The organism is Candidatus Culexmicrobium sp. (assembly GCF_058356305.1).
This window is the reverse complement of the sequence record NZ_JBTVBB010000015.1, coordinates 57,468-82,232: the sequence shown is the minus strand read 5'-3', so window position 1 is coordinate 82,232 and position 24,765 is coordinate 57,468. Positions and strand designations below refer to the sequence as shown.

General features: G+C 34.5%; 28 protein-coding genes. 11 read left to right on the top strand and 17 right to left on the bottom strand.

The window, feature by feature from the left end; all coding sequences use genetic code 11:
• Positions 1 to 361 precede the first annotated feature (361 nt).
• The 6 genes from ACW8TM_RS04570 to ACW8TM_RS04545 all read right to left on the bottom strand — a co-directional run bounded on the left by ACW8TM_RS04570 (position 362) and on the right by ACW8TM_RS04545 (position 5,356).
• Complete coding sequence (locus tag ACW8TM_RS04570) at positions 362 to 517, bottom strand: hypothetical protein (protein WP_491532098.1); 156 nt, start codon at positions 515 to 517, stop codon at positions 362 to 364.
• Positions 517 to 3,225: an alanine--tRNA ligase gene (gene alaS, locus ACW8TM_RS04565; RefSeq protein WP_491532097.1), complete on the bottom strand. Its 2,709-nt coding sequence runs from the start codon at positions 3,223 to 3,225 to the stop codon at positions 517 to 519. The genes ACW8TM_RS04570 and alaS overlap by 1 nt, the downstream gene beginning before the upstream one ends.
• A 64-nt stretch (positions 3,226 to 3,289) precedes the next feature.
• Complete coding sequence (locus ACW8TM_RS04560) at positions 3,290 to 3,610, bottom strand: hypothetical protein (RefSeq protein WP_491532096.1); 321 nt, start codon at positions 3,608 to 3,610, stop codon at positions 3,290 to 3,292.
• Between the two features lie 58 nt (positions 3,611 to 3,668).
• The gene (locus tag ACW8TM_RS04555; protein ID WP_491532095.1) at positions 3,669 to 3,920 is read right to left on the bottom strand and encodes a winged helix-turn-helix domain-containing protein; all 252 of its coding nucleotides are present in this window, start codon (positions 3,918 to 3,920) and stop codon (positions 3,669 to 3,671) included.
• A gap of 101 nt (positions 3,921 to 4,021) precedes the next feature.
• Positions 4,022 to 4,432: a hypothetical protein gene (locus ACW8TM_RS04550; protein ID WP_491532094.1), complete on the bottom strand. Its 411-nt coding sequence runs from the start codon at positions 4,430 to 4,432 to the stop codon at positions 4,022 to 4,024.
• 96 nt (positions 4,433 to 4,528) lie between these two features.
• Positions 4,529 to 5,356, bottom strand: a complete 828-nt coding sequence (locus ACW8TM_RS04545) for a sugar phosphate isomerase/epimerase family protein (RefSeq protein ID WP_491532093.1) — start codon at positions 5,354 to 5,356, stop codon at positions 4,529 to 4,531.
• A 119-nt stretch (positions 5,357 to 5,475) separates the two neighbouring features.
• On the opposite strand from ACW8TM_RS04545, the gene ACW8TM_RS04540 reads away from it, so the two are divergent.
• The 5 genes from ACW8TM_RS04540 to ACW8TM_RS04520 all read left to right on the top strand — a co-directional run bounded on the left by ACW8TM_RS04540 (position 5,476) and on the right by ACW8TM_RS04520 (position 9,074).
• The gene (locus ACW8TM_RS04540; RefSeq protein WP_491532092.1) at positions 5,476 to 5,946 is read left to right on the top strand and encodes a hypothetical protein; all 471 of its coding nucleotides are present in this window, start codon (positions 5,476 to 5,478) and stop codon (positions 5,944 to 5,946) included.
• 88 nt (positions 5,947 to 6,034) lie between these two features.
• Complete coding sequence (locus ACW8TM_RS04535; RefSeq protein WP_491532091.1) at positions 6,035 to 6,442, top strand: metal-dependent transcriptional regulator; 408 nt, start codon at positions 6,035 to 6,037, stop codon at positions 6,440 to 6,442.
• Positions 6,443 to 6,444: 2 nt separating this feature from the next.
• Complete coding sequence (locus ACW8TM_RS04530) at positions 6,445 to 7,455, top strand: metal ABC transporter substrate-binding protein (protein ID WP_491532090.1); 1,011 nt, start codon at positions 6,445 to 6,447, stop codon at positions 7,453 to 7,455.
• Position 7,456: 1 nt separating this feature from the next.
• Positions 7,457 to 8,239 carry a metal ABC transporter ATP-binding protein gene (locus ACW8TM_RS04525; RefSeq protein WP_491532089.1) on the top strand — a complete coding sequence of 261 codons (783 nt, stop codon included), beginning with the start codon at positions 7,457 to 7,459 and terminating at the stop codon, positions 8,237 to 8,239.
• Positions 8,232 to 9,074 carry a metal ABC transporter permease gene (locus ACW8TM_RS04520; RefSeq protein WP_491532088.1) on the top strand — a complete coding sequence of 281 codons (843 nt, stop codon included), beginning with the start codon at positions 8,232 to 8,234 and terminating at the stop codon, positions 9,072 to 9,074. Before ACW8TM_RS04525 ends, ACW8TM_RS04520 begins: the two co-directional genes overlap by 8 nt.
• Before the next feature lie 12 nt (positions 9,075 to 9,086).
• On the opposite strand, the gene ACW8TM_RS04515 is transcribed toward ACW8TM_RS04520, so the two are convergent.
• From ACW8TM_RS04515 to ACW8TM_RS04495, 5 genes are all read right to left on the bottom strand, one after another.
• Positions 9,087 to 10,385, bottom strand: coding sequence for an ABC transporter permease (locus tag ACW8TM_RS04515; RefSeq protein ID WP_491532087.1), 1,299 nt, complete (start codon positions 10,383 to 10,385; stop codon positions 9,087 to 9,089).
• A complete protein-coding gene (locus ACW8TM_RS04510) occupies positions 10,378 to 11,157 on the bottom strand; it encodes an ABC transporter ATP-binding protein (RefSeq protein ID WP_491532086.1) in 780 nt (259 codons plus the stop codon). Before ACW8TM_RS04510 ends, ACW8TM_RS04515 begins: the two co-directional genes overlap by 8 nt.
• On the bottom strand, positions 11,111 to 11,728 hold the full coding sequence (locus ACW8TM_RS04505; protein ID WP_491532085.1) for a PH domain-containing protein: 618 nt from the start codon (positions 11,726 to 11,728) through the stop codon (positions 11,111 to 11,113). The genes ACW8TM_RS04510 and ACW8TM_RS04505 overlap by 47 nt, the downstream gene beginning before the upstream one ends.
• Positions 11,725 to 12,135 (bottom strand): hypothetical protein, encoded by a 411-nt coding sequence (locus ACW8TM_RS04500; RefSeq protein WP_491532084.1) that lies wholly within the window; start codon positions 12,133 to 12,135, stop codon positions 11,725 to 11,727. Before ACW8TM_RS04500 ends, ACW8TM_RS04505 begins: the two co-directional genes overlap by 4 nt.
• An 87-nt stretch (positions 12,136 to 12,222) precedes the next feature.
• On the bottom strand, positions 12,223 to 13,413 hold the full coding sequence (locus ACW8TM_RS04495) for a DUF72 domain-containing protein (RefSeq protein WP_491532083.1): 1,191 nt from the start codon (positions 13,411 to 13,413) through the stop codon (positions 12,223 to 12,225).
• 86 nt (positions 13,414 to 13,499) lie between these two features.
• On the opposite strand from ACW8TM_RS04495, the gene ACW8TM_RS04490 reads away from it, so the two are divergent.
• The 4 genes from ACW8TM_RS04490 (at position 13,500) to ACW8TM_RS04475 (ending at position 17,430) form a co-directional block, all read left to right on the top strand.
• Positions 13,500 to 14,150, top strand: a complete 651-nt coding sequence (locus tag ACW8TM_RS04490) for an N-glycosylase/DNA lyase (protein WP_491532082.1) — start codon at positions 13,500 to 13,502, stop codon at positions 14,148 to 14,150.
• A gap of 28 nt (positions 14,151 to 14,178) precedes the next feature.
• Complete coding sequence (locus ACW8TM_RS04485; RefSeq protein WP_491532081.1) at positions 14,179 to 15,120, top strand: DUF72 domain-containing protein; 942 nt, start codon at positions 14,179 to 14,181, stop codon at positions 15,118 to 15,120.
• A gap of 61 nt (positions 15,121 to 15,181) precedes the next feature.
• The gene (locus tag ACW8TM_RS04480) at positions 15,182 to 16,459 is read left to right on the top strand and encodes an ATP-binding protein (protein WP_491532080.1); all 1,278 of its coding nucleotides are present in this window, start codon (positions 15,182 to 15,184) and stop codon (positions 16,457 to 16,459) included.
• A gap of 47 nt (positions 16,460 to 16,506) precedes the next feature.
• Entirely contained in the window at positions 16,507 to 17,430 is a 924-nt protein-coding gene (locus tag ACW8TM_RS04475) for a GNAT family N-acetyltransferase (protein WP_491532079.1), read from the top strand.
• Positions 17,431 to 17,465: 35 nt separating this feature from the next.
• Here ACW8TM_RS04475 and ACW8TM_RS04470 read toward each other — a convergent pair whose 3' ends face one another.
• Entirely contained in the window at positions 17,466 to 17,888 is a 423-nt protein-coding gene (locus ACW8TM_RS04470; protein WP_491532078.1) for a hypothetical protein, read from the bottom strand.
• Between the two features lie 229 nt (positions 17,889 to 18,117).
• The gene (locus ACW8TM_RS04465) at positions 18,118 to 19,137 is read right to left on the bottom strand and encodes a hypothetical protein (protein WP_491532077.1); all 1,020 of its coding nucleotides are present in this window, start codon (positions 19,135 to 19,137) and stop codon (positions 18,118 to 18,120) included.
• 51 nt (positions 19,138 to 19,188) lie between these two features.
• Here ACW8TM_RS04465 and ACW8TM_RS04460 point away from each other — a divergent pair, with 51 nt between their 5' ends.
• Positions 19,189 to 19,653, top strand: coding sequence for a hypothetical protein (locus ACW8TM_RS04460; RefSeq protein ID WP_491532076.1), 465 nt, complete (start codon positions 19,189 to 19,191; stop codon positions 19,651 to 19,653).
• Between the two features lie 32 nt (positions 19,654 to 19,685).
• Here the strand turns inward: ACW8TM_RS04460 and ACW8TM_RS04455 are convergent, their stop codons facing one another.
• The 4 genes from ACW8TM_RS04455 to ACW8TM_RS04440 all read right to left on the bottom strand — a co-directional run bounded on the left by ACW8TM_RS04455 (position 19,686) and on the right by ACW8TM_RS04440 (position 23,502).
• Entirely contained in the window at positions 19,686 to 20,567 is an 882-nt protein-coding gene (locus ACW8TM_RS04455) for an ABC transporter permease subunit (protein ID WP_491532075.1), read from the bottom strand.
• Positions 20,564 to 21,502 carry an ABC transporter ATP-binding protein gene (locus ACW8TM_RS04450; RefSeq protein ID WP_491532074.1) on the bottom strand — a complete coding sequence of 313 codons (939 nt, stop codon included), beginning with the start codon at positions 21,500 to 21,502 and terminating at the stop codon, positions 20,564 to 20,566. The genes ACW8TM_RS04455 and ACW8TM_RS04450 overlap by 4 nt, the downstream gene beginning before the upstream one ends.
• A 2-nt stretch (positions 21,503 to 21,504) precedes the next feature.
• Complete coding sequence (locus ACW8TM_RS04445) at positions 21,505 to 23,019, bottom strand: COG1470 family protein (protein WP_491532127.1); 1,515 nt, start codon at positions 23,017 to 23,019, stop codon at positions 21,505 to 21,507.
• 66 nt (positions 23,020 to 23,085) lie between these two features.
• Positions 23,086 to 23,502 carry a hypothetical protein gene (locus ACW8TM_RS04440; RefSeq protein WP_491532073.1) on the bottom strand — a complete coding sequence of 139 codons (417 nt, stop codon included), beginning with the start codon at positions 23,500 to 23,502 and terminating at the stop codon, positions 23,086 to 23,088.
• 75 nt (positions 23,503 to 23,577) lie between these two features.
• On the opposite strand from ACW8TM_RS04440, the gene ACW8TM_RS04435 reads away from it, so the two are divergent.
• Positions 23,578 to 24,627, top strand: a complete 1,050-nt coding sequence (locus tag ACW8TM_RS04435; RefSeq protein WP_491532072.1) for a hypothetical protein — start codon at positions 23,578 to 23,580, stop codon at positions 24,625 to 24,627.
• The last annotated feature ends 138 nt before the right edge of the window (positions 24,628 to 24,765 follow it).

Below are 24,765 nucleotides of genomic sequence, written 5' to 3'. Positions count from 1 at the left end.
TAGAAAAGATTTTAAAACTTATCATGAAAACTAAAATCAAGAATATGATATTTAGCCAACTTAAAAACTGAAACTTACAAATAAAGATGTAACGGAGAGAATATAATATCTTGACTACATATCGGGCCACGATAAACTTCTAAAATGCATTAGCCACTAGATAACAAACTAGATATTCCATAAATTATTATAAGCCATTTAGCCTTATACAAAGATACACTTGAAAGCGATGTAGTGGCTTATGCATGAATAAAGTATGAAGTTAAGTTCATGATAAAGGAGATGAAAATTATTTTCATATTACTATAACAAGTCAACAAAACTGTCAGACAAATTATAAATACTGTTAAATATTGAAAAACTAATGCTCTAACATTTTCATGTACTTCTCAAGATTCTTTAAAGTTTTCTCTAAAGACTTAAGTCTCCTCTTTAAAGCCAAGGTCTTCTTAACAACTTCACCTTCATTACACTTCAATATTTCAATAACTTCCCTCATGATTCGAATTTCATCCATCATATCACTTCCAATATCCTCTCCTCTATATTTTCAAGGTCAATGCGATTTCCAATTCCAGTAGCAACGATATCACTACCTCCACCACGCCCATTAATCATACCACATATGATTTTACATAACTCCCTAGCACTCCTCCCAGTATTCATACCACATGCAACCAAAAGATGAACTCTACTTTCAGCCAAACCTAGTAAAACAATTACAGTGTCATCGGAGGACAACTTCCTAGAAACCTCCTTCAATATTTCGAAGTCACCCATAACCTTTGAAACTAAAACTTTAACACCATCTATAACTATGAATCTACTTGATAAAGCTGACAACAGCCTGTTAATGTACTCTTTCCTCATCTTCTTGACCATCTCAATCATTTCATTAACTCTACCAATTAAAGACTTTAACTCGGAGGAGACATCAGATAGATTAGCTACATTTAAAAGCTCAGCTAGCTCACTTAAAATCTCTCTATACCTTCGTCTAAGCTTCCTTGCAGCTTCACCCGCAACATAATTTAGCCTGACAACTCCATCCTGAATTCTATCCCAATTTACAATAACTATTTCTTCAACCTCAGAAGTATATTTACAATGTGTACCACCACAAGCCTCATGCTCTAAATCGCCAATACTGATAATCCTCAACAATCTGGATGTTGGAGGGCCGCCCTGATAAATTCTAAAACCATACTTCCTTTCAGCTTCACCTCTCAATAGAATTTCAGATTTAACCTCTAAATTCATTTTAATGATTTCATTAGCTAATTTCTGAATCTCCTCAACTTGACTTTCACTTAAATTCTCATAATGAGTAATATCTAAATGTGCCATTTCAACAGTTTTACTCGTACCATGCTGCCAAACATGTGATCCCAATATTCTTCTACTTGCATAATTAATTATATGTGTAGCAGTATGATGCTGCATTAACTGTTTACGCCTATCCCAGTCAATAATACAGTGAACAATTTCCCCTTCAACAACATTCAACTTATCTACTTTATGTAAAATTATATTTCCAATTTTTCTAACATCGATTACTTTACATCGACCTCTAGAAGAAATAATTATTCCACGATCAGCATCCTGACCACCACTCACTGGATAAAAGCCTGTTCTATCAAGAATTAATTCATTTCCAATAATCTTCAAAATCTTTGCATCAAACTCTTTAACACCATCATAGTATAAAATTTCAGTTGAAGGAAAACATCTTAATTTCTTTAATTCAACTTCCTCCTTAAAAGCTTTAACCTTCTTTCTATGCCTTGCTGTTACACGTGAGTAGAAGTCGGGTGGAATTTCAATTTTAATCCCTCTTTTCAAGGCTATTTCTTGAGCTAACTCAGGAGTAACACCATGAGAATCATAAAGCTCAATCAGCTTGTCAGGTGTAATCTTCTTTCCAGTTGAAATTAATGTTGAAACCATTTTAACTGCCTTCTCTCTAGTCCTAATATACCTCTTAACCTCAACTTCAACTATCCTTTTAATGTAATCAAGATTTTCATATAACTCTGGATGAATTCCTCTAAATCTCCTAGCTACGAGGTCAAAGACATAATATATATCAAATTTAAAGTTGTATCTTGAAATTAAGCTTAAAGCCCTCCTTAAAATAGCCCTTAAATTATATCCTCCACCAACATTACTTGGAATGCCACCATCAACAATAGCGAAGGCCAATGCTCTTACATGGTCAATAAGAGCATATATGGCTTGAATCGGCTCAATATTAGCTCTCAAATACTTCAAATCTACATTCAATCTTGAGGAAAGAGTATTCCACATCACTATAAAGTCGCCGATATCCTCAATATTCAAACTAGAACTAATCTTAGAGTACCTTAAAAGTAATTCTTCATCAAAATCTAGATTTGAAATTTCAATTAACTCCCGTATTTCATCACCAAAGACTGCATCATAACTAGTAGCACACCCCTGAGTTATCCAGCAGAATCTCTCTAATCCAGCACCCATATCGATAACCTTTCTATCCATAACTCTAAAGTTCCCAGGAGAACCAAAAAACTCGGTGAAAACAGCATTGCCAAGCTCCAACCCTGCAACATGATATTCAAGTGAATATCCAAAGGCACCAGCTCCAATCCAAACATCCTCAATAAAGTTTATCTCCTCAGGCCTAATACCAATAACTCTAGTTAGAAGATTATAATCCAGCTCAATGCAACGGTCCTTCCAATATCCATGTCTACCATCATAAAGTGAAGCCTGCTCAACATGACTATGACAAGTCCAATGCCTCCCAGTAATTCCAACATTATCAACATCATTAAATCTAAGCGAAGGCTGAAGCATAATTATATTATGCGCAGGAAACTCGAAATCCAACTTAGAATCAACCATACGATAAAAGTTAACTATACCAGCAATGGTGAAATTTAATGGAAACCACCTACAAACAACAGGATACCTATCAATATTGACATGATCATTCTTAGCGAAGAAATCTCTAATTAAATTCCAAGCCTCCTCGTAACTTAACCCCCTAAATCCACGGGGGCTACCAATAAACTCATACTCCCTACATGTAGAATCATTACAGACATCCTGCTCTCCAATAGACCAAAAATACTTTCCACACCGAATACATCTACGACGAGAAAAACCTAAATCAACTAGAAAATCAATCTTCCAATACTTCTCCCAATCCCTTTGAAACTCTCTAATCAATTCATCCTTATTCATACTAATCCCATAAAGAAATATCCATGAATAAAATTAAAGTTTGCCATGAAAATAAACCATAGATCTACTCTGAAGACAATAACTTCTCTTCAACTTCAATCAACCTTCTAAATCTCTCACGCCATTTGTTATAAATCCTATAGAGGGTTAAGAGCGTAAACAGTATGATAACTGCAGAGAATAACGAAACAACAGCTAAAGTAAAATCTATTAAACTTATCTGAAAAAGCTTTAAACCATATCTCTGAAGCTCCCGAAATGAGATGGCAATCACAATAATACATGAAACAATTCCAAATAGTGAGACAAACTTAATGTTTTCAAGCTCATCTAAAAGCTCCATGATAAATTCATGAACCGATTCAATTAAACCTTTATCACCCATACGAATCACCTAAAATTAGAATAAAATAATATAAGCATCTTTCTCACCACTGGTGAAACTATAATATTTTAGGGAGCACATTTTTAAGCTCATCATAAACACTCTTCCCCTTATTTGTAATCATAAATCCACCATCAACCTCCTTAACGAAACCCCTTTCAATAAGAAACATTACATGCTTAAGAAAGTCATCATAAGAAAGACTGGTCCTCCTCCATAAATGTGTACGTAGCATAGGCTCCTGCTTATATCGTAGATGCTCAAGAATTTCAAATCGAATTTGCACTGCATCCTTCTTCCTTCGGACCATAATCGCTCCGCCTTTTCTCGACTAAACTTCACTTCCATCATAACTCACTTCTCAACAAGTAAAATAGTTTATGTACGATGCATACAAAAAAGAGGGAAGCATTAAGGCTTCCAAGCCTTAAATACACCTGTACCTTGAAGTACAACCCACCCAGTACCATAAGCTAAAGCCTCTGAATCGTCACTTAAAGTTCTAATGTGAATCAGTAAGTTTGAACCCTTAACATATATCTTGCCACATCCACTGTAGATTACAGTATTCCCTCTAATCACCTTACTTCCATGACCATCAACCCTAACTGTTAAGTCAAAATCACCATAGTCCTCAATTGTAATAACACCCCTACCTCTAAGAAGAAAGGAACCTGAACCTTGAAGTATAGCTGTTCCTATACCCCTAGCATATAAAAAACCAGTTCCACCAATATTCACTGCCATAGTAGTTGTAATGTATATGCTGAAGATCAATGCAATTACTAAGGCGGATATATAAGCCATCTTCCTCTTAATCATATAAATCACCTCGACTTAAAATATTAAATAAATATTTAAATAAAATAAACGCATCATAAATATAAATTAAAAATATACACCAAAAATGAATACCAATTATAAATTCAAAATAATTCCATTCAACCTTTCAAAACTATTTAAAGCAACCTCATAATTCTTCTTAGGAACATATCCCTCAACAATAACTAAGCCCTCAAAATTACGGCTATAAAGACTTCTGAAAATCTCCTTAAAATCCAAAATACCCTCCCCAACTGGCAAGTGTAAATTGCTTCCAATAGCATCACTAACATGAACATGTTCAATATTTACATCCAACTCATCAATATATTCAACTGGATTCATAACTGTACTTGCATTGGCAATATTCAATGCTAAACCAACCCTAACCCCACATAAATTCTCAATCCCATCAATTAAGCAATTAATTTCATGTGGAGAGCTAAAGGTACAACGCTTATCATTCACCTCCATATTCTCAATGGCAATTCTAGCACCAATATCAAGAGAATAATCAACAATCTCCTCAAATGATTGTAGTGTTAAATTTTCAACCTCCTTTCTAGAAACTCTATTAGAAGAAGCCTTGCCAGGATGAAGAACTACAATCTTAGCATTAATCAACTTTGCCATAAGCAAAGTAGCCTTAGCAAACTGAATAGACAAACGTCTAATATGAGGATTTAAACTAGCTAAATTAACATCCCAATGAGCAGTATGAACAGAAACATTTAAACCCAAATCCTCAAACTTCAACCTTAAATTCTCAATTAAATTTAAATTAACACTCAAAGGATCAATAACTCTAGGCTCAGCCCACAATTCAAAGGCCTTAAAACCAATTTTATGGGCTAAATTTATAGCTCTAACCAAACCATAATCCCAAAGAACTCTATGAGAAACACCGAGAATAAAGCCACTCAAATCAATACAACTCCTACTCAACACAAAACAATTTCAAGAAACCTATAAAAATTGTCATAAAATAAGCTAGCATAACATATAATTAGGTAATTTGGCTTCAACAATAACTTGGTGAAAAATTGGGTGAAATAATACTCTCACCACCACCTAGAATAAAAGTTTTAGAGGCACTTGGATGCATTGCAGACAAGAGAATAAAAATCCTAAAGGAAAATTATGCAGAGGTTACCTCAAGCCTAGGTACAAGAAAATACAATGTATACCTAGACTTAAAGAGGGGTGTAGCCTATAGTAGTGACAATGGAACAACCTATAGAAACTATATTGGATACCCAATAATTTCATTCCTAATGATCAAAAATATCATACCATTCAACAAAATAATAGCAGAAGCATTAAAGGGAATACCATGGAAAACCCTTAATGAAAGATATAAGAAGTATGCATTAGTTGAGAGAGAGATTCTAAAGATGTTAAAGGAGAAGGGAATTAGTCGAAAGGAAGTAAATGAATACATCAAAAAGGTCATGGAAAAACTAAGAGATATGAAAATAATTAAATTAACAAGCCTTCCACTTGAAGCATACTAGACTTTTAAATTATCAAAAATTAAATGGAATAAAAAATTTTTAAAAGAAAAACTTTTTAGGTAAACCCGAAATTAAATAGATGAAAGCCATGAAAATAACTAGAAAAGAAGCAGAATACCTATTAATACTATTCAGGGAAAAGGCATTTCCAAACAAGTATATTAGTAGCATTTCAATGGCTAAAAAACTCGGCATCTCACCATCAACAGTAGTTGAGAAATTCCAAAGGTTATCTGAAAAAGGATATATAAGATATGTGAAGAGGAAGGGTGCAAGGCTAACTGATGAAGGATTGAAAATAGCTAAAAAACTAATTAGAAGACATAGAATCCTAGAAGTCCTAATTGTTAAAATTTCAGGAGTAGATGCAAACACTGCATGTTCAATGATTAAAGGTCTAGAAACAGCAATCAACGATGAACTAACCGAGCTTTTATGCGAATCCCTAGGTAAACCTAAGCAATGCCCCCATGGATATGAAATTCCGGAGGTATAAAAATGAAATGGAAGCTAATACCCATAATAATTATATTGACACTCCTTCCTACAAAAGCATCAATATCAGCTGAAAATGACAAAATAATAATTGCAACATCAATTGAAACCCTATCACTAATAGCAAGGGAAATTGGAGGAGAGAAAATTGAAGTCCACACTATCCTTCCAGAAGAAATGGAGCCACATACATTTCAACTAACACCAAGCATAATCAGCCTCGTTAGAAATTCATCACTATTAATATTAACTGGACACTTCCAATTTGAAAATGAAATTCTACAGTCAATAAATATTCCACATATAAGCATTGAAGATTACAAGAAAAATGAATTGAAACTCCTAACAATACCTGGAAATGGAATAAATCTACATGGATACTGGCTTCACCCCAAAAATGCATTAGCAATTGCAAAGACAATTAAAGAGAAATTACAGATGATTGACCCTCAAAATGGAGATTACTATGAAGAAAAATTCAATGAATTTAAAGATAAGATAAATATAATACTGAAATACATCAATGAAAGCCTAATAGAAAGCTTCGGTTTAAAATGGATTAAAGCAGTTATAGCATTCCCAGCAGCACAATATGTAGTAGATATGCTTCAAATACAAAGTGAAGCATTCCTAAGTAAGGGACATGGAATACTAGTTAGCGCAAATGAATTAGTAGAAATTGAAGAGAAACTTAGAAGCGGAGAATATAAAATAATCATTTCACCAGACATAACAGTTAAAACAAGCTTAGGAGAATACGTAACACAAATATCAAGAGAGACCGGAACACCAATAGCATACATAAAGACAATAAGTGGAAGAAACTTCTCCTCATATACTGAATTAACAATGTATAATATTGGCATAATAATTGGAGCAATAACAAATCAACAAAAATCATCATCAACTCAAACAAGCACATACACTCCATTAGAAGTAGCACTAATAATCATAGCTCTAACCCTAGCAGTAATAGCATCAATAGAGGCATGGCTATTAATGGGGAGAGTCTAGAATGGAAAATCAAATTAAAGTTGAAAATTTAACAGTAAAAATAAAAGGAAACACAATCTTAGAAGAATTAAACTTTAAAGTAGATCTACCAAAATTCACAACTATAATAGGCCCCAACGGGGCTGGAAAAACAACCCTACTAAAAACTCTAATTGGACTAATCAAACCAACAAGTGGGAATATAAGTGTTTTAGGGTTAAATCCAATAGAAGACGCATTAAAACTTAGAAGATATATTGGATATGTACCGCAAAGAGAGAGAATTGAACTCGAAATACCAGTAAAAGTTAAAAGCGTCGTCCTAATGGGAATACTATGCAAAAAGAAGCCTCCAAGAATAGTTACGAGAAAAGATGTTTTACTAGCTAGAGAAGCCCTACTAAAGGTAGGCTTAGAGGAACTATGGGATAAAAAATTCTCAGAACTCTCAGGAGGCCAGCAGCAAAGAATTCTAATTGCAAGAGCACTCGCCACAAAACCAAAACTACTCCTACTAGACGAACCATTAAGTGCAGTAGACGTTAAAAGTCAATGGGAAATACTAGAAACACTCAAGAAACTAGAGAGAAGTGAAAAAATTGGAATAATGCTAGTTACACATGACATAAATCCAATAGTAGAATATACAGATGAGGTAATCCTACTAAACAAGAGAATAATAGCGAAAGGAAGCATAACTGAAGTAATAACTGAGGAAAATCTAAAGAAAGCATATGGTCCAAATGTCAGAGTAATTACATCGGGAAACATATGTTATGCAATTACAGGTGATGTGTATGCTTGACATACTGATTAGAAATCCATTCATATTGAGGGCGATAATTGGAATAATATTAGCATCCTTCTCAGCGGCAACAATGGGATCATTTACAGTAGTTAGAGGAATATCATTTCTAACAGCTGAAATAGCACATGCAGCACTAGGTGGAGCTGCATTAGGAGTGTTTCTGCAAAGCTCAGGGATAACACCATGGATAAATCCATTCCAAATGGCAATACTATTCGCAGTGATAACCGCACTCTTCACAGGATATGCAGGTGAAAAGGGATATACCATAAAGATGGAAACAGCAATAGGCGTTGCATTTGCAATAAGCATGTCAGTAGCAGTAACTTTAATGGGCTTAATTCCATCGGAAAAAATACCTGAAGTTTGGGGCTATTTAATTGGAGACGTACTACTACTGTCAAATGAAGACATATTAATTCTAGCCATAATCACAGCATTAACAGTTATCTTAACAACAATCTTTTACAGAGAATTTTCATACATATCATTTGATGTTGAGGGAGCAGAAGCCCTAGGATTAAATGTAAAGATATATCATTACATGATGCTGATACTAGCATCACTAGCCATTGTAACTACAACTAAAACAGTTGGATCAATACTGGTATATGCATTCATGGTTGCACCAGCAGCAACAGCCCTTGAAATTGCGGATAACCTTTCAAGTATAATGGTAATATCACTTATCCTCTCAATAGTATGTGGACTAATAGGCCTAACAACATCACTGGTAGTAAATGTAGCTCCAAGCGGAATCACTGGAATAATACTATCAATCATATATCTAGCAACATTAATATCGACTAGAATTCTAAAGAAAACAAAGTAAATGGAATTGAAGCTACCTTCTGAACTTAATCTTTCTAAGCGATAACTTAGCTGTAAGTAGCTTCTCAGTTGTAAAGAGCTTAGCAGCAACATATAAGATGAGAAAGGTGAATATGCACATATAAATAATGCCATAAACTATCGTTGAGTAATCCTCTAAAATGGCAGCCTTAGCAGCTAATGTTGGATGAGTATAGGGTATAGCGTAGAGTAAAAGTTGAAGATGAAATGGCAATGAGCGAATATCAGTAAACATTTGAATAAAGGATGGTGCAAATATTAAGAAGAATAAATAGCTAACTAGAGTCTGAGCACTCCTTACATCCTCAGTTAAAGCAGAAATAGTTACAGCTAAAGCTAAAGCAGATATTAATGAGATAAATAAGGACAATCCAAGCAAGGCAAAGCCGAGAGGAGTTAAAGTTAAACCTAAAGCCTCAGAGCCGGGAAGAGAACTAAATTCCGGAAGAGAAGTGAATGATCCAATATAATAGGTATAGCCAAGCATATAAATTGAAGAGCCAATGGCAGCAACAATAACTGAACCTGCAAGCTTACTAGCTAGAATAGTCAACCGATTAACTGGCAGAGTCAATAAGGTCTCTAAAGTCTTCTCCTCCTTCTCAATAGCAACAGAAGTAGCTGCAAGCTGCATGGCAAAGACAAGTAACATCATAATAGTCATGGGCATAGTCATAGATTGAGAATTTATAACACCAATAACTGCTTGGGGAGAAACATCATACACAATACCCTTAATAACAGATTTCTGATCAGCAACAATCGGATTCAAGACAGAATCTGGATCCCTATCAGGGAAAGCCTTCTTAATAGCCTCAACAACCAATTGACTCTTCAAATATTCAACTAAAGCGACAGGAGTAGAGGAGGTACCAGCCTCAGCAAAACTTAAAGACTTAAATATAGTATATAACTCAACCTCAGACTGCCTACCCAAAGTAACATTCAAACTGAAACCATTAGGAATAACCATTAAGACTTGAAGATCCCTCCTCTGAACCTCCAATAAGGCATCATGAATAGACATAGCCCCAAGTAAAGTTATAGATGCATTAGGATTAGACTCAAGCAAGGATATTAAAGTTTGAGCCATAACCCCACCATCCAAATCCAATACAGCAACCTTAGGTTTAAGAACAGCCTCCCTCATAGCAGTAAATGATATATTCATGGCATAACCCATAACACCAAACATTAAAATTGGCATTAAAATCATACCAACAACTATCTTAGGATCCCTCAAAATCTCCTTAATCTCCTTCTCCAATAAAATCTTAAATGAATTAGGCAAGACCAGTCACCCTCGCAAATACCTCTTCAAGATTAGAAGCATTAAACTTAACCTTCAACTCATCAGGTCTACCCTCAACCAAAATTCTACCCTCATGAATAAGGGAAACCCTATCACAGAGATATTCAACCTCAAGCATGTTATGGCTGGATAGGAGAACAGTTACATCAAACTTCTCCACATACTCCCTAATAATCCTCCTAACATGAAAGGCATGAAGAACATCCAAACCAGCAGTAGGCTCATCTAAAATGGCAAGTCTAGGCTTAACCATCAATGCCCTCGAAATTAAAAGTCTACGCTTCATACCCTTACTATAAGTTTTAATCTTATCCCCAAGCCTATCACCAAGCCCAGATATCTTTGAAGCCTCCTCAACCATCCCAAGCAGCTCATCCTTATCATTTGCATAAAAGGAAGCCATAAACTCAAGATACTCCCTACCACTCAAGTTCTTATAGGCTCCAGCCTCCTCAGGAAGATAGCTAATAATCCTCCTAACCTCATCTGCATCATCAACTACATCAAAACCGAAAACCCTAACAACACCAGAGGTAGGCTTCAAAAGGGTTGCAATTATACGAAGAGTGGTGGTCTTGCCGGCACCATTAGGACCAATTAAACCATAAATCTCCCCTGAAAAAACATGAAAAGTCAAACCATCCAAAGCTTTAATCCTACCATAATACTTAACCAAATCATACACCTCAATGGCATAACCATCATCACTCAAACTGCACACCCCCAAGACAATTAAAACTGAGCAATTCATTTAACTTCGATATAAATTCACCAGGATCCCCAGGGCTGAGCATATATCTAGTTCCATCAACAGTAGTTATCAACACAAGATTATTCCTATTAGTAACATACATCCAAACCCTCCCAACTCCTCTAAGTAGAAAAAGGCCTAAGAAACCGTAAATACCACCAGAACCAAGCAACCTCAAATGCCTCCAACTCCACTTAACTCTACATGCACCATTTATTCTATCTCTAGGAATAAGAAAGCTACGCATAAACCTCCTAACAATAATGCCATTCAAAGTTATTTCATAACTTAAAGGTGAAAAGAAGAAAGGTATGATTAAAACAAGTATGGAAATAAAGACTATGGATGATGCCACTAAACAAGCAGAAAAATCTCCATCAAAAACAAATATAAAATACAATATTATAGAGTCAATTGATAAAAGCAAAATCCAAAAAAGCAGAGTTAAAATCTTAGTTAAACCATCATATTTAGCCCTTGACTTGCAGAGAAGCATTACAAAAGCATCATCACCCTTCAAAGCAGTAGAGTTGGGTGGAAATCTACAAAAACTAATCAAAGAAGAAATCATCCTTCAACCTCCAACTTCCTGAAAAATATTTCAGCTAAATCTGATGGCTCCATATCCTCAAGGCCAGATAAATCTATACCTCGCTCCTCCGCCTCATTGAATATAATTCTCCTACAATTCTCCCTTAAGGAACACTTCCTACAATTACCCCTATGTTTAAACCAAATTTGAATGCCATTACTATAGGAGAAGGTTACATATACATCAACATTTAAACCAGGACTATAACCAACAAGAAAACCCTTATCCAAATCTATACGTCTAATCTCTATCCTACTAGCCCTAGCAGTTGAAATTAATGCACGTGAAATTTTAGCCTCAACAGCCTGAAGACCCTTATGAACTGCCTGCCTAGAGATACCCAACCTTGATGCAATTTCACTAACACTTAAGCCACTCCTCTTCATCCTCCACAAGGTAAACTGCCTAGGAGTCAATATGTTTAATGACATCATGTAAACCATTGTAAGTTGACAATATATAAAAATTACTTGTCAAGCCTCTTCAATCAATGGGCGAAAAGTCCACTCATCCAAATCCTCATAGATCTGCCTCAAAATCTTAACTGCCAATTCGTTAGGCAAAAGAGAGAACAACCGAGTAATATGCTTACAAAACTGCTTTACAACGGAAACCCTAGCAAAGTCAGCGCAATCATGCATCAAAATTTTATTCTCAACATCAATAACTATAATGTAATCTCTAACCTTAGCCCTAACCATGGAAGAAGAATACTCTTCAATTGAAAATTCATCGCTAGAAATCTGGAGAGCCCTCTCAAATCTACGCTTATCAACAAATAGTTTAATAAGCTTCATAGGATCATTACTGGAAAGTAGAGTGTATAATTGGAGGCCCTTAACCCTAAGAGCTGGAGGAGGAACTAAAGCCCTACCACTCCTAAAATATTCATCAACTCTCTCCTTAACCTTAACTTGCTCAGGGGTTAATAATCCAAGCATCTCCAAAACAGTTAATGCAGACTCACATGCAAAGCCATGAAAATGATTGTTAAAATAACCATAAACAACCTTAACCCTACTTGAAACATCTCTAATCCTTGGAACCCACTCCTCAAGCTCCCCCCTCTTATACCTATAATAGTACCAGGGTCTACTTCCACGGCCATGCCACCTAGTATATGCAAAATCTGCAGTAACCTCACATAAAGGAGGAAGCAATGGCTCATCAACAATAGTATAAGCAACATTATACTTCCTAAGCAAACTAAAGGTTTCATCCCTAAGCCAAGACTCATGTCGAAACTCAATGGCAAACATATAGTCTCTAGGAAGAACCTCAAACAAATCCTCAAGCAAACCTAAATTAAATTTAAGGGATGGAGGAAGCTGGAAAAGTAATGGTCCAAGCTTACCAGAATCCCTCAATGGAGACATTAAATTTAAAAATAAATTCAAGTCATCCTCAACACCAAGCTTAAGCTTAAGCTCCTTCTTATGAGTTATAATTTTAGGAATCTTAGCAGAAAAAGTAAAACCATCAGGAGCACGCCTATTCCAAATATAAACAAGCCTAGGTGAAGGCAAACTATAAAAGGTTGAGTCAATCTCAACAGTGTTAAAAACCCTACTATAAAACTCAAACTTCCTCTTAGATGAAGGATAAAATACTCCAACCCAATCAGCATAATCCCAACCAGAAGTACCAATCCTAATCTCACCCATCCATCAAACCACCAAATCCCTTTTATCAATGTTTTATATAATAAACATCCACTTAAAAGTAGAGCTAAAGTGGGCTGTGAGCATACATGGGCTTAAACGAATTAATAAAAGAACTAGAGAAGATAATGAAAAATGATAGGATAAACAAAATTATAGATGAAAGAGTAAAAGAATTCATAGAGACAAACAAAGCTGGAAGTGAAAGATGGTTCGAAGAACTTGTCTTCTGCATCCTAACAGCAAATACAAGTGCAATTACAGGATTAAAAGCAACCAAAAAACTGAAAGAGAAAAACCTAATACTAAATGGATCATTAAGAGAAGTTGAAGAAGTATTAAGAAGGGTAGGGCACAGATACGCTAAAAGAAGAGCTGAATACATAATGCTAGCAAGAAAATATAGTTCAAACCTAAAAGAAATACTAACATCAATAGAAGGCATCTACAAGAAAAGAGAATGGCTAGCAAAAAACATTAAGGGTATTGGGATGAAGGAGGCAAGCCACTTCCTAAGAAATGTAGGATACTTCAACCTAGCAATAATAGACAGACATATAATAAAAATACTAAAAGCCTACAATCTAGTAAACCCGACACTAGATAGAAAAACAATAACCAAGAAAAAATACATTAAAATTGAGAATTTAATAAAAAGGATAGCGAGAAAAATAAATTTAAAGCCAGGAATACTAGACCTGTACTTATGGTACATGAGTACAGGAAAAATATTGAAATAAACGTTAGGCTAATAGTTTTAGAGGAAAATTGAAAATTCTAATAGGAACAGGTGGATGGAGCTATTTTAAACTCCCAAGAGAAATGGGAGACAAGTTAAAATGGTATGCAAAGGCATTCAACGTAGTAGAAGTAAACTCAACCTTCTATGAGATACCCCCAATAGAAATAGTTAAAAGCTGGAGGAAAAGAACACTCCCAAACTTTGAATTCACAATAAAATGCCACAAATCAATAACACATGAAAACAAACTAGAATTAAACAGTCAAACAAAACAAATACTAGATAAAATGATTGAAATATGCAAAACACTAGAAAGCCAACTACTAATAATACAGACACCATCAACAATCAAACCCACCAGAGAAACAATAGGGAAAATAGAAGAGATAATTGAAATAGCAAAGCAAAACAATGTAAGAATAGTATGGGAACCAAGAGGAGATGAATGGAAAACAAGCAAAGCAAGAAAACTAATAGAAAATTTGGTGGAAAAACACAGCATAGTACACTGCACAGACCTATCAAAAGAGGAGCCAGTAAAAGTAAAGGATATCCTCTACACACGACTATTCGGAAAAGGAAAACATAACCTATACCAATTCACAAAAGACGAAATAGCGAAAATATACAAACAAATAATCAAACTATCAGGAAGAACAGAGAAAGTTTACGTAATAGCACATACAAAGAAAATGTACATCGACGCAGCAAGAATCAAAAAATACATAGAAACAGGAAAAACACCAAGCCCAACAAGGAAGATAGGAGTACAAGCAACAATGGAAGTATTACTGGAAGATGCAAAATTTCCAACAACAAAACAAAAACTAATAGAAAAACAGGGATGGAAAGTAATAACATGGAGAAGGGGAGAAGAAATAAAACTAAAAGAAATACTCGAAAAAATACCAGATAAAAACTATAAAGACATTATCGAATTATGGAGGGAGATAAGCAAAATAACATAGGAACAAGACTAATTGAAATATTGGTAAACTACAATTTACCTAAAATTTAAATATTGGTTCATTGCAATATATCAATATGATTAAAAACGACCTAGAAAGATTTAATGAATGGTGGTTCACTGGAAAAATTAGAAAGGAACTCACACCACCATTCAAGAGGCATGCATTTCAAAGAGTCTTAAAAAGCTTAAAGGAAAGACAAATTCTACTAATAATAGGCCTAAGAAGAGTTGGGAAAACTACAATTCTATACCAAACCATTGAAAAATTACTAGAAAAAGTAAATCCCGAAAATATACTCTATTTCTCCTTCGATGAAGCAATATATAATGTAAAAGAGGTTTTAGAGGTCTATGAAAAATACTTCCTCAGAAAACCCTTCGAAGAAGCAGGTAGAATCTATATTTTCTTCGACGAAATCCAATATGCAGGTGACTGGAGTTCAATAGTAAAAAGCTTCTACGATTTATATCCCAACTTAAAATTCTATATTTCTGGATCATCAACAATATTGCTCTCCAAGGAAGCCCTAGAAAAATTAGCGGGAAGATTCTTCTCCCTGGAAATGAAGCCATTAACCTTCATTGAATACTTAGAAATGAGAAAAATAGATTTCGAAAAAATAAAATATTCCCCCAGAAGACTTGAAATATACTTTCAAGACTACTTGAGAAAAGCAGGCTTCCCAGAAATAGTTGGTTGGAAAGATGAAGAAAGAATACGTGAATATATTAGGAATACAGTTATAGACAGAATAATCCTAAGAGACCTACCAGTCTTCTTTAAAACAAGAGACATGCTACTCCTAGAAAACATTGTAAAAACAATTCTATCAAATCCAGGAGCAATAATCAACATAAATACACTATCAAGAAATTTAGGGAAAAGCAAAATAACCATCTCAAACTATCTAAAATTCCTAGAATCATCACTAATTATAAGATCATTATCAAACTATAGGCCAAGCATTCAAGCAGCTTCAAGAAAACTGAAGAAATACTATCCAAAAACTCCATCACTAATATTCGCATATTCAAAGGAAAACTTTGAAAGACAACTTGGCAAGGTAATTGAAACATACACTGTAAATGCATTGGAAGCGAAATACTATTATAGAAAGGGAAGAAGTGAAATAGACATAATCATAAAGAAAGACATGAAATTAATTCCAATAGAAGTAAAGGGAAAAGTTGAAGAAAAAGACATCAAAAAATTTAGGGAGAAAATAAGGAAAATCAACGCTAATAGAGGTATTATAATATCATTAAACCAGGAAATCGAAGAAGAAAACATAAAAGTTATACCAGTCTATCTGGTTGAAAAGTTAAAAATAAATTAATAAGAACTTAGAATTTCTATGGAATGGAAATAGAATATAGAGAATATATGAAAGGTGATGAAGAACATTATGCTAAAATATGGAATGAATCATTAAAAAATTACAGCTGGTATACCCAGCATCCAAAAATAACAGTCAAATATATAGAAGAAATAATAAATAGGAATATTAAAAACCCAACATACAAACTCATATTCGCAACACATAAAGGAAGACCTATCGGCTTCATAGAAGCCATAATGGAAAACAATACAACTGGAAGAATACCACCATACAGACCCTGCATCCTACCAGAATACCAAGAAATAGATATTGCATCATCACTCATAAACATTGCAACTAAACATCTAATAGGAAAAGGAGCAAAGAAAATTAAATTCACAATAAGTGGACTTGAAGATGAAATAGAAAAATACATTAAACTCTACAAAAACTTGGGATTCAAAATATGGCGTAAAGCAAAGATAATGCAGAAAAAACTAAGTCAAATACCAACCTACAAGCCATCCATTCCAATAAAAACTCTAACGGCAAAACATGTTAAATTAGAAGCATTCATAAACCTATTCATAAAATGCTTCAGGGACTCAATGGATAGAGATGCACGTGAAATAGCTTCAAACATTAGGAAAACTGAAAAATTAATAAAACAACTATATGAAATAGATGGAAAATTTAATCCAGAAAAATGGATCATTGCAACAATCAATGGAAGACATGTAGGCTTCATAATAGCAACACACCAGGAAGGTAAAGGAGTAATATCAGAAATTGGCATAATACCAGAATTTCGGCGAAAAGGTATAGGAAGCCTATTAACAGTAAAGGCGCTAAAGACATTAAGGAAGCATGGATTAAAGGAGGCAATAGTAGGAATAGACGAGCAGAATACACCAGCAATAAACCTATTCAAAAAACTAGGCTTCCAAGACACCAACCAAAAAATATATGAACTCGAATACACATGCTAGAAGGATGCAAAGATAAAATTGACATATCAGATAAATCACCACTCCTCGGAGGGAAAACTCTCCCTAACCTTATCTGGAGGATCATCAATTAACCTCCACAAACCCCTCTTAAAATCTAATAAAACTATACCAAGTAAACTTGCAACATAATCACTAATCAATACCTCACTAATATGTGGATTAACAATTACATTTACAAGTAAATTTTTATTTTCCCTATCCTCTAAAATCAACTCCAATTCCAAAGCTGACTCATAAAACGGTAAAACCACTTCTCCTCCACCAGTATCAAGTAAAGTAGAAACACTCTTCTCAGGAGGCCATAAACCCAATCTCTTAGCCAATTCAACTGGAATTACAATATCAGGAGAATCAGTTTCAAAACCACTATTAAGCAAAGCACTCGTCTCAACCATCAAATCATCTCTTTTTAATTTAACTCTAATTCTACCAGCCATAACCTCACCTAATAATCTTAATTTTCCTCATATAACCAATTCTTTTCCTTCGAGGGAAAGCTGACTTCCTAATATTCCTCAAAACTTCAAGGACCTCATCACTCAAAATCTTCACCATAAATAAAACCCCAATTATCAAAATAGCATTCCAGCTAATTTAAGTTTCCCAAATCCCTCAACCCAATAAATAAAACCAATAGGAAATTAATCCAATTAAATTTACGACACTCTAACTACGTCTCTTTAATTTAAGCTTGTATACTATAGCGCCAGTGACGGCTATTGCCAATATTGCTATTATTACTCCCGTTATGTTTATTGGAGTTATTGGCCGTTTAAACTCAAGTTCAACTACCTTAAAGGTTATTCTCATATATTCTATTTTATCTCCACCTTTGAGAGAGAACATTAATTTATTTGTAATGTCAAAACCAGTTATTCCCTTAGGTCTTGATAGACCATATGGTGGTGTTGGTTCAACTCTATAAGGAAAAGGTATTTCTGCTTTTATTAATTGGAGCTTAAAATCAGCAGTCCAAATCCAATTGCAACCAATTTTTATCCATGTGTTATGATTAGCTAGATGATGAACTATTAGAGGACCAGTAAAATTAAACAAATCGAAAACATCTAAAAGGTAAGTTTCCCCCATCCTAAAGTTAAAATAACTCCTCCTGACAGATCTATACTCCATTTTTCCAGCCTTTTTACCTACAACTAAACGTAGAACAAATTCATCACCCCCTCTAAGTGTTTTCCTGCTTATTAGGGATAATAATCCTTCATTGGGAATTAAACTCAAGAACTTATCGGTTACAACGTCTGAATTAAAAGTATTTGCCCTGGCAGTATAATTTAGTGAGTCTTCTCTTGGAGTATGTATTATTTTAGTTAATGTTTCATCAAATTTAACTTCCAGCCATTCCTCAATCTTTTCCAGTGCCATTGGAGCTTTAATTTTAGCCTCTTCCACACTAATCTCTTTCAATCTAAACCAAAGCAAACATTCAAGACGTCTACCAACATGATAAATTACACGAACCTCATCCCAAGCTAAACCCCTAATATAAGGAAGAAGAATAGGGACATCCTCCAACTCAGAAACAATAACTAAACTCACATCACCATTTTCATGAATTTTAACAATTAATTCATCAAAATACATTGTTGGTGGACGTTCAACTTCTCCAACACAAATTTGAGTGGATAAGAACACTAAAAGACATACAAGAAGTGTAGACCACTTCATAACCGCAATATATATATATACAAGTTAACTTTTTATATTTTTCGATGTAAAATGCTGAGAAAAATAATATTCTTTATCATCATCATACTGATAGTGACAGCAACAATGATTCCATTATCCATGCAGAAAAACTTCCAACCAGCACAAGAGGTAGGTTACATTAGCTACTTAAGTGGATGGCTAAAATATGATACGCATCGATCTGAAATGCATTGTGTTTATGAACAGGAGGGTTATCCAGGACTTGGTGCTGAAATCATTGAGATATATAGTTTTTCATGGGAAGATCCCAACACAAGACTGATAATATACCTACTACGTAGGGATGAATCAGAGATTACAAATGAAATGTGGGCTGGCGGAAGAGTAGATTACAGATATTTCTATACTGGGGCAGACTACACTTACTACATTAAGTTCTACTATGATAGCTATTATGGTGACGAACCAGATGAGCCAGATGTAATATATGATGGCTTATGCAATATTTTTGGGCCGGATAGTGATGTACCCTAATCTCATTTTATTTTTGTGTAAATAAATTTATGCTATCTTATTTCTTCTTTTAAAAATTTTATATATGATGTAGCTAAAAAGATTATTAATAATGATGCTATTATTGCTAGGTTTGGCCATGAGAGGGTTAAGCTTTCCATTAGGGATAGAGGCTTGAAGGGTGATCTTCTTGGGAAGATGCTGAAGGGGTCTATTGAAAATTTAGGGCTTATAATGTTTCTGCTGAAGGTGTTGTAATGTCTATATGGTGTGAATAGAGAAATTATGGTTAATACCCTTATTCTTCCTTCTACATCAGTTTCTGGGAGGAGTGAAGCAATGGAGCTTGCAATGGTGTGTATTAGGTATGTGAAGAAGATCCAGATTGATATGGAGATTAATAGTGACATTGAAGTCTTCTTGGTGACTATCGAGGTTAAGAGGCTTAAAGCCATGTAGGTTAGAATATAGATTACTGCAAAGACAAAGTATATTAGTAATCTTATTAACTCCTCTGCAGATGGAGCTATTCCTAATTGTGCTAATATAAATCCAGTCAGTAAGGTTATTGAGGTACCCAAAGTTAAGAGAATAGTTAGTAATCCACTAAGAATTTTGCCATTCAAAACTGTATCACGATAAATTGGACATGAAAGCAACAATAAAATTGATCCACTCTCAATTTCCTTACTTATAGAGTCAAATCCAAGAGCAATACCAATTAAAGGACCAAGCTGACCAATCAAATAGATAATTGATAATGAACCAGAAGTCAGTATATCTGAAAAAGTAATGGAGAAGCCACCCATAACTCTGCTTGCAGATGAAAATGCAGATAAAACAGTGAGTATGCTTAATAGGATGAAGAGAATTAAGAATCTTCGACTAGTAACCTGATCTGAAAACTCCTTTAATGCAACTGTAAGAATACTCATCTCCCCTCACCACCATAAACGACAAAGAAGACTTCCTCCAAAGTTGGAGGCTCAATCTTTAATGTCAAAATATGTTCCCCCTGACTAGTGACAATTTTTGAAATATCAAGTCTAACATCATCCCTAGCATAGATGATAAGTTGTCCATTAGATTTAACAACCCTATTAACATTATCTAGAGATTCAATCTTCCTTACAAGATTATCACTAAGACTTGTTACCTCCAAAACAATCTTAATACCCATCTTCTCCATAAAACCTTCAACCGTATCTACTGCAACAAGTCTACCCTTATTAAGAAAACCGATTCTATTACAGATCTGTCTAACTTCATGAAGCATATGACTTGAGAGAAAAATAGTGATATTAAAATTCTTATTAAGCCGTTTAATTAGAGATCTAAAATTAGCAGTTGCATATGGATCAAGTCCAGCGGTTGGCTCATCCAGAAAGATTATTTTAGGCCTTTTAATTAGAATGTTTGCCAAGGCCAATCTCTGCCTCATACCACGAGAAAAAGTTTTAACTGGAGCATTAATCCAATCAGATAGCTCAACAATATCTAAAGCCCACTTAATCCTATCATCAATTTCATCCCTAGGAATACCATTCAACTTTGCGAAGTAAGCCAAGTTATCATAGGCAGATAAATCCATGTAAAAACTAAATTTCTCAGGAATAAAACCAGCAACACGTCTAACATCTCTAGACTCCCTAACAATATCAAAACCAGCAACCCTACCCCCACCACTAGTAGGAGAAATTAAACCCAAGAGCATTAGAATAGTGGTAGTCTTACCAGAACCATTAGGGCCAAGATAACCAAACAACTCCCCCTCATAAACAGTCAAATTAAGATTATCAACAGCATAAATCTCCCTATTATCAACATAATAAATCTTAGTTAAATTATCAGTCTCAATAATAACATTCAAAGCTATCTCCTCCCAACCCGCCTAAAAATCAAAAGTACAATTACAATTGCAATTACAGCTAAACCAGCACCAATATAACCCCACTCAAGAGGCTTGGTTACTGAAACTCTTAAATCCCTAGAGGAAGAGGAAACTTGATCAGAAATAGCCTTAACAGTCAAAAAGTAATCACCAGCAGAAACAATAGTTGAAACATATAAATCCACCTTAAAATCAACCGATTCACCAGGACGAAGCAAAATAACCTTCTTAGGTTCAATTTCAACTTCCCAATCAATAGAAGGAACATCAATAGACAAATACAAATTAGTTACATTTAAAATACCATTATTTTCAACAGTAACAGTAAAACTCCTACTCTCACCAGAAGTTATACTGAAATAGGGTGAAGGAAACTCTGGAAAATAAACACGTAAACTATAACTACCAAATACATTCACAACCAAAACAATACTATCAAAAACAACTCCATCCTCACTAAAAGCAGTAATATTAAATTTGTGCTCACCAAGCTCCACGTAAGGTGAAGGAATAATCTCAACAACAGCACTTGAAGAAGCACCAGCAGGAACAAGCAAACCATGAACACGCTTACCAGCAACCCTAAAGGAAACACTCCAACCAGATGGCTTCCCAGAAACATTCAAATAGACAAGCTCATCCACAACACCAATATTATGAATCATCAAAGTAAAATATGCAAACTTACCAGCCTCAACATCAATAACAGGATAATCAACATAAAGCTTCAAACCCCTATTCAAACCAACAGCAGACTCAACCCTAACAATCAAGCTAAAATCTCTCTCAACAAACTTTGAAAAAAATTTAATAGTCAAATTATAATCACCAAGCAAAGCATCAACTGGAACATCAAACACAACTCTAAGCGAAACCACATCACCATCATTTAAAGACAAAAGCAAAACCTCATCACCACCATAAATAAAATGAACATCCCAGCTAGAAGGCAGATTCAAAACAGTAAAATTGAAGACATCACCAGGACCAAAATAACGTAAATTCAAATCAAAACCAACACTACCACCAACCTCAACAACCTTAGCAGGAACCATACAAGAAACACTCAAACTCCTAAAAACAGGCTTAACAACAGCCCTAAAACTCAAAAAACTCTCATAGGGAGGATGATCATAACCAACAAAAACACGAAAATTATAATCACCAGGCAAAGCATCAACTGGGACATCAACAATAAGCTGTAAAGAAACACGAGATTCATTCAACAATCGAACCATATCAACCTCAAAACCATCCAAAACAAACCTATAAGACCAATCATCAGGAAGACCCTCAATCCAAAAGCTTAAATCAACAAATGGAAAACGGCCAACATAACTAACATCAAAACTATAGACAAAACTCTCACCAGCAAAACCAACCCTACTCGGAGAACCACACCACAAATCAACATCAACAACACCACAAAAAACAGGAACAATTCCAGCTAAGCTAAAACAAGTAACAAAAACCAATAGCCAACAACGACTATTCATCACAGCTATCCCCCACATACTACTATGAAATTCAAATTTAAAAAGATAAATAATAAAGAAAGAATATCAGTCCCATCCAGAGGGAATCCAGCATTCGCCGTTATAAAGTACATCGCCGTAGTCTGGTTGACTTTCATAGTATGTAATGTCTACATATGTTGCTGCATCAGGAAATATATAATACTCACCGCTCCCCCATCCATTCGTATATAGGTCTATTGGCTTTAGACAGTTTTCATAGAAACTGTAATATCTTATCCATAAATTCACTGCATCTGGAGTATACCACATTTCAATTATGAAATAATGCGGATTGTATGGCTGTAGACTGTGCTGACCATAGTTTTCATAAGAGCTTTCCCCATGATTTAATGTGCCAAATAGGTCGATTGTAGCAGAAAGAGGTTTTACCTGTGTTTTTGCTAGGACTGAAACACTAGATGCTAACAAAAATATTAATGGTATAATTATTCTTTTTTTCACATTTATTCACCAGAAATAAATTATCGATATATATATATATATATATTCTTTCCTATTAACTTTTATTTGATGAATATGAAGAGTTTCATAGCATTCAAGTTTCTCTCAGTCATAATGCTAATTTACTGTATTGGTGTTATTCAAGCTTTTCCTAAATTTTCTGTTGATTGTAGTAAAATTACGATTAATGAAATTAAAGTTTGGTTTTATGAGCATATTCAAGTTCAAGTTTTGGAGAATGGAAGTATACTAGTTTGGCTTGAATCTTTAGTTTCAAATCCATTTCTTGAGATCTCAGATGTCAGTAAAGGTCTTCTTGGTTGTGGTTTAACTGTAAAGAAGAATGAACAGCCAAAAGTAACTGTGCATTATGACTTGAATAAGATTAGTAGAGAAGAAGCGGATATTTATGCTAACGAACTATGTCAGAAATGGCTCTCAGTTTTTGGGGGTGAGGGGGAGTTAGTGGATGTTAAGGAAGTATCTATTACATCACCTTTAACTGGGAAAACTTATCATTCTGTATTTTATAAATATGAAATACAGGGTTTAAGTGTTGACAGGGCGATTCATCTTTTTATGAAATATAAGCCTAAGAATGGTTTTCTAGATTTATTAAGTGTGGATAGCATTAAAGGTTCTAATATGTTTTATTTCAGCATTTTTAGAGATGAGACTGGCAATATCCGATATAAATTGGCTTATCAAGGCTATTTTCCAAGCTACTTTAAGTTCAAAACTGGTCAAGTATATGTTCTTGACGTCTTTAAATTATTTAATTTCACTGGTCCATTAAGGGTTAATGATGACTCTTTTAGTTCAACAATTTGGATATTTTTGTGGAAGCGTTCAAACTTTGATATTGCCCTCCTTGAAGCTAGAGTTCCCTCAAAAATGAGTATCAGGAAGGGTAAATTTGCAATTTCGTTTGAAAACGACCCACCATCACCATTCCTACCTGGTGAGCAGATAGATGAACTGTACATTAAATTTAAAGTTGTGGAGAGGGGTTTTAAATTACCTTCCTTTTCATCTCAAATGGTTGGGTATATAATTATTGGTATGGTTTTATCCTTTTCAATTTTCATTGTATACTATTACTTTAAGAAGAAAAATAAAATTTAATGTAAATAAATTATTATACATACTTTTTTCCTATACTTACACATGATATCAGCATAGAGTTAGAATAAAATTGAGATATTAGAGCAACTATAATGTTTAAATTGAAATTAGCCTAAAAGTTAAGATTTAGTTTTTGTC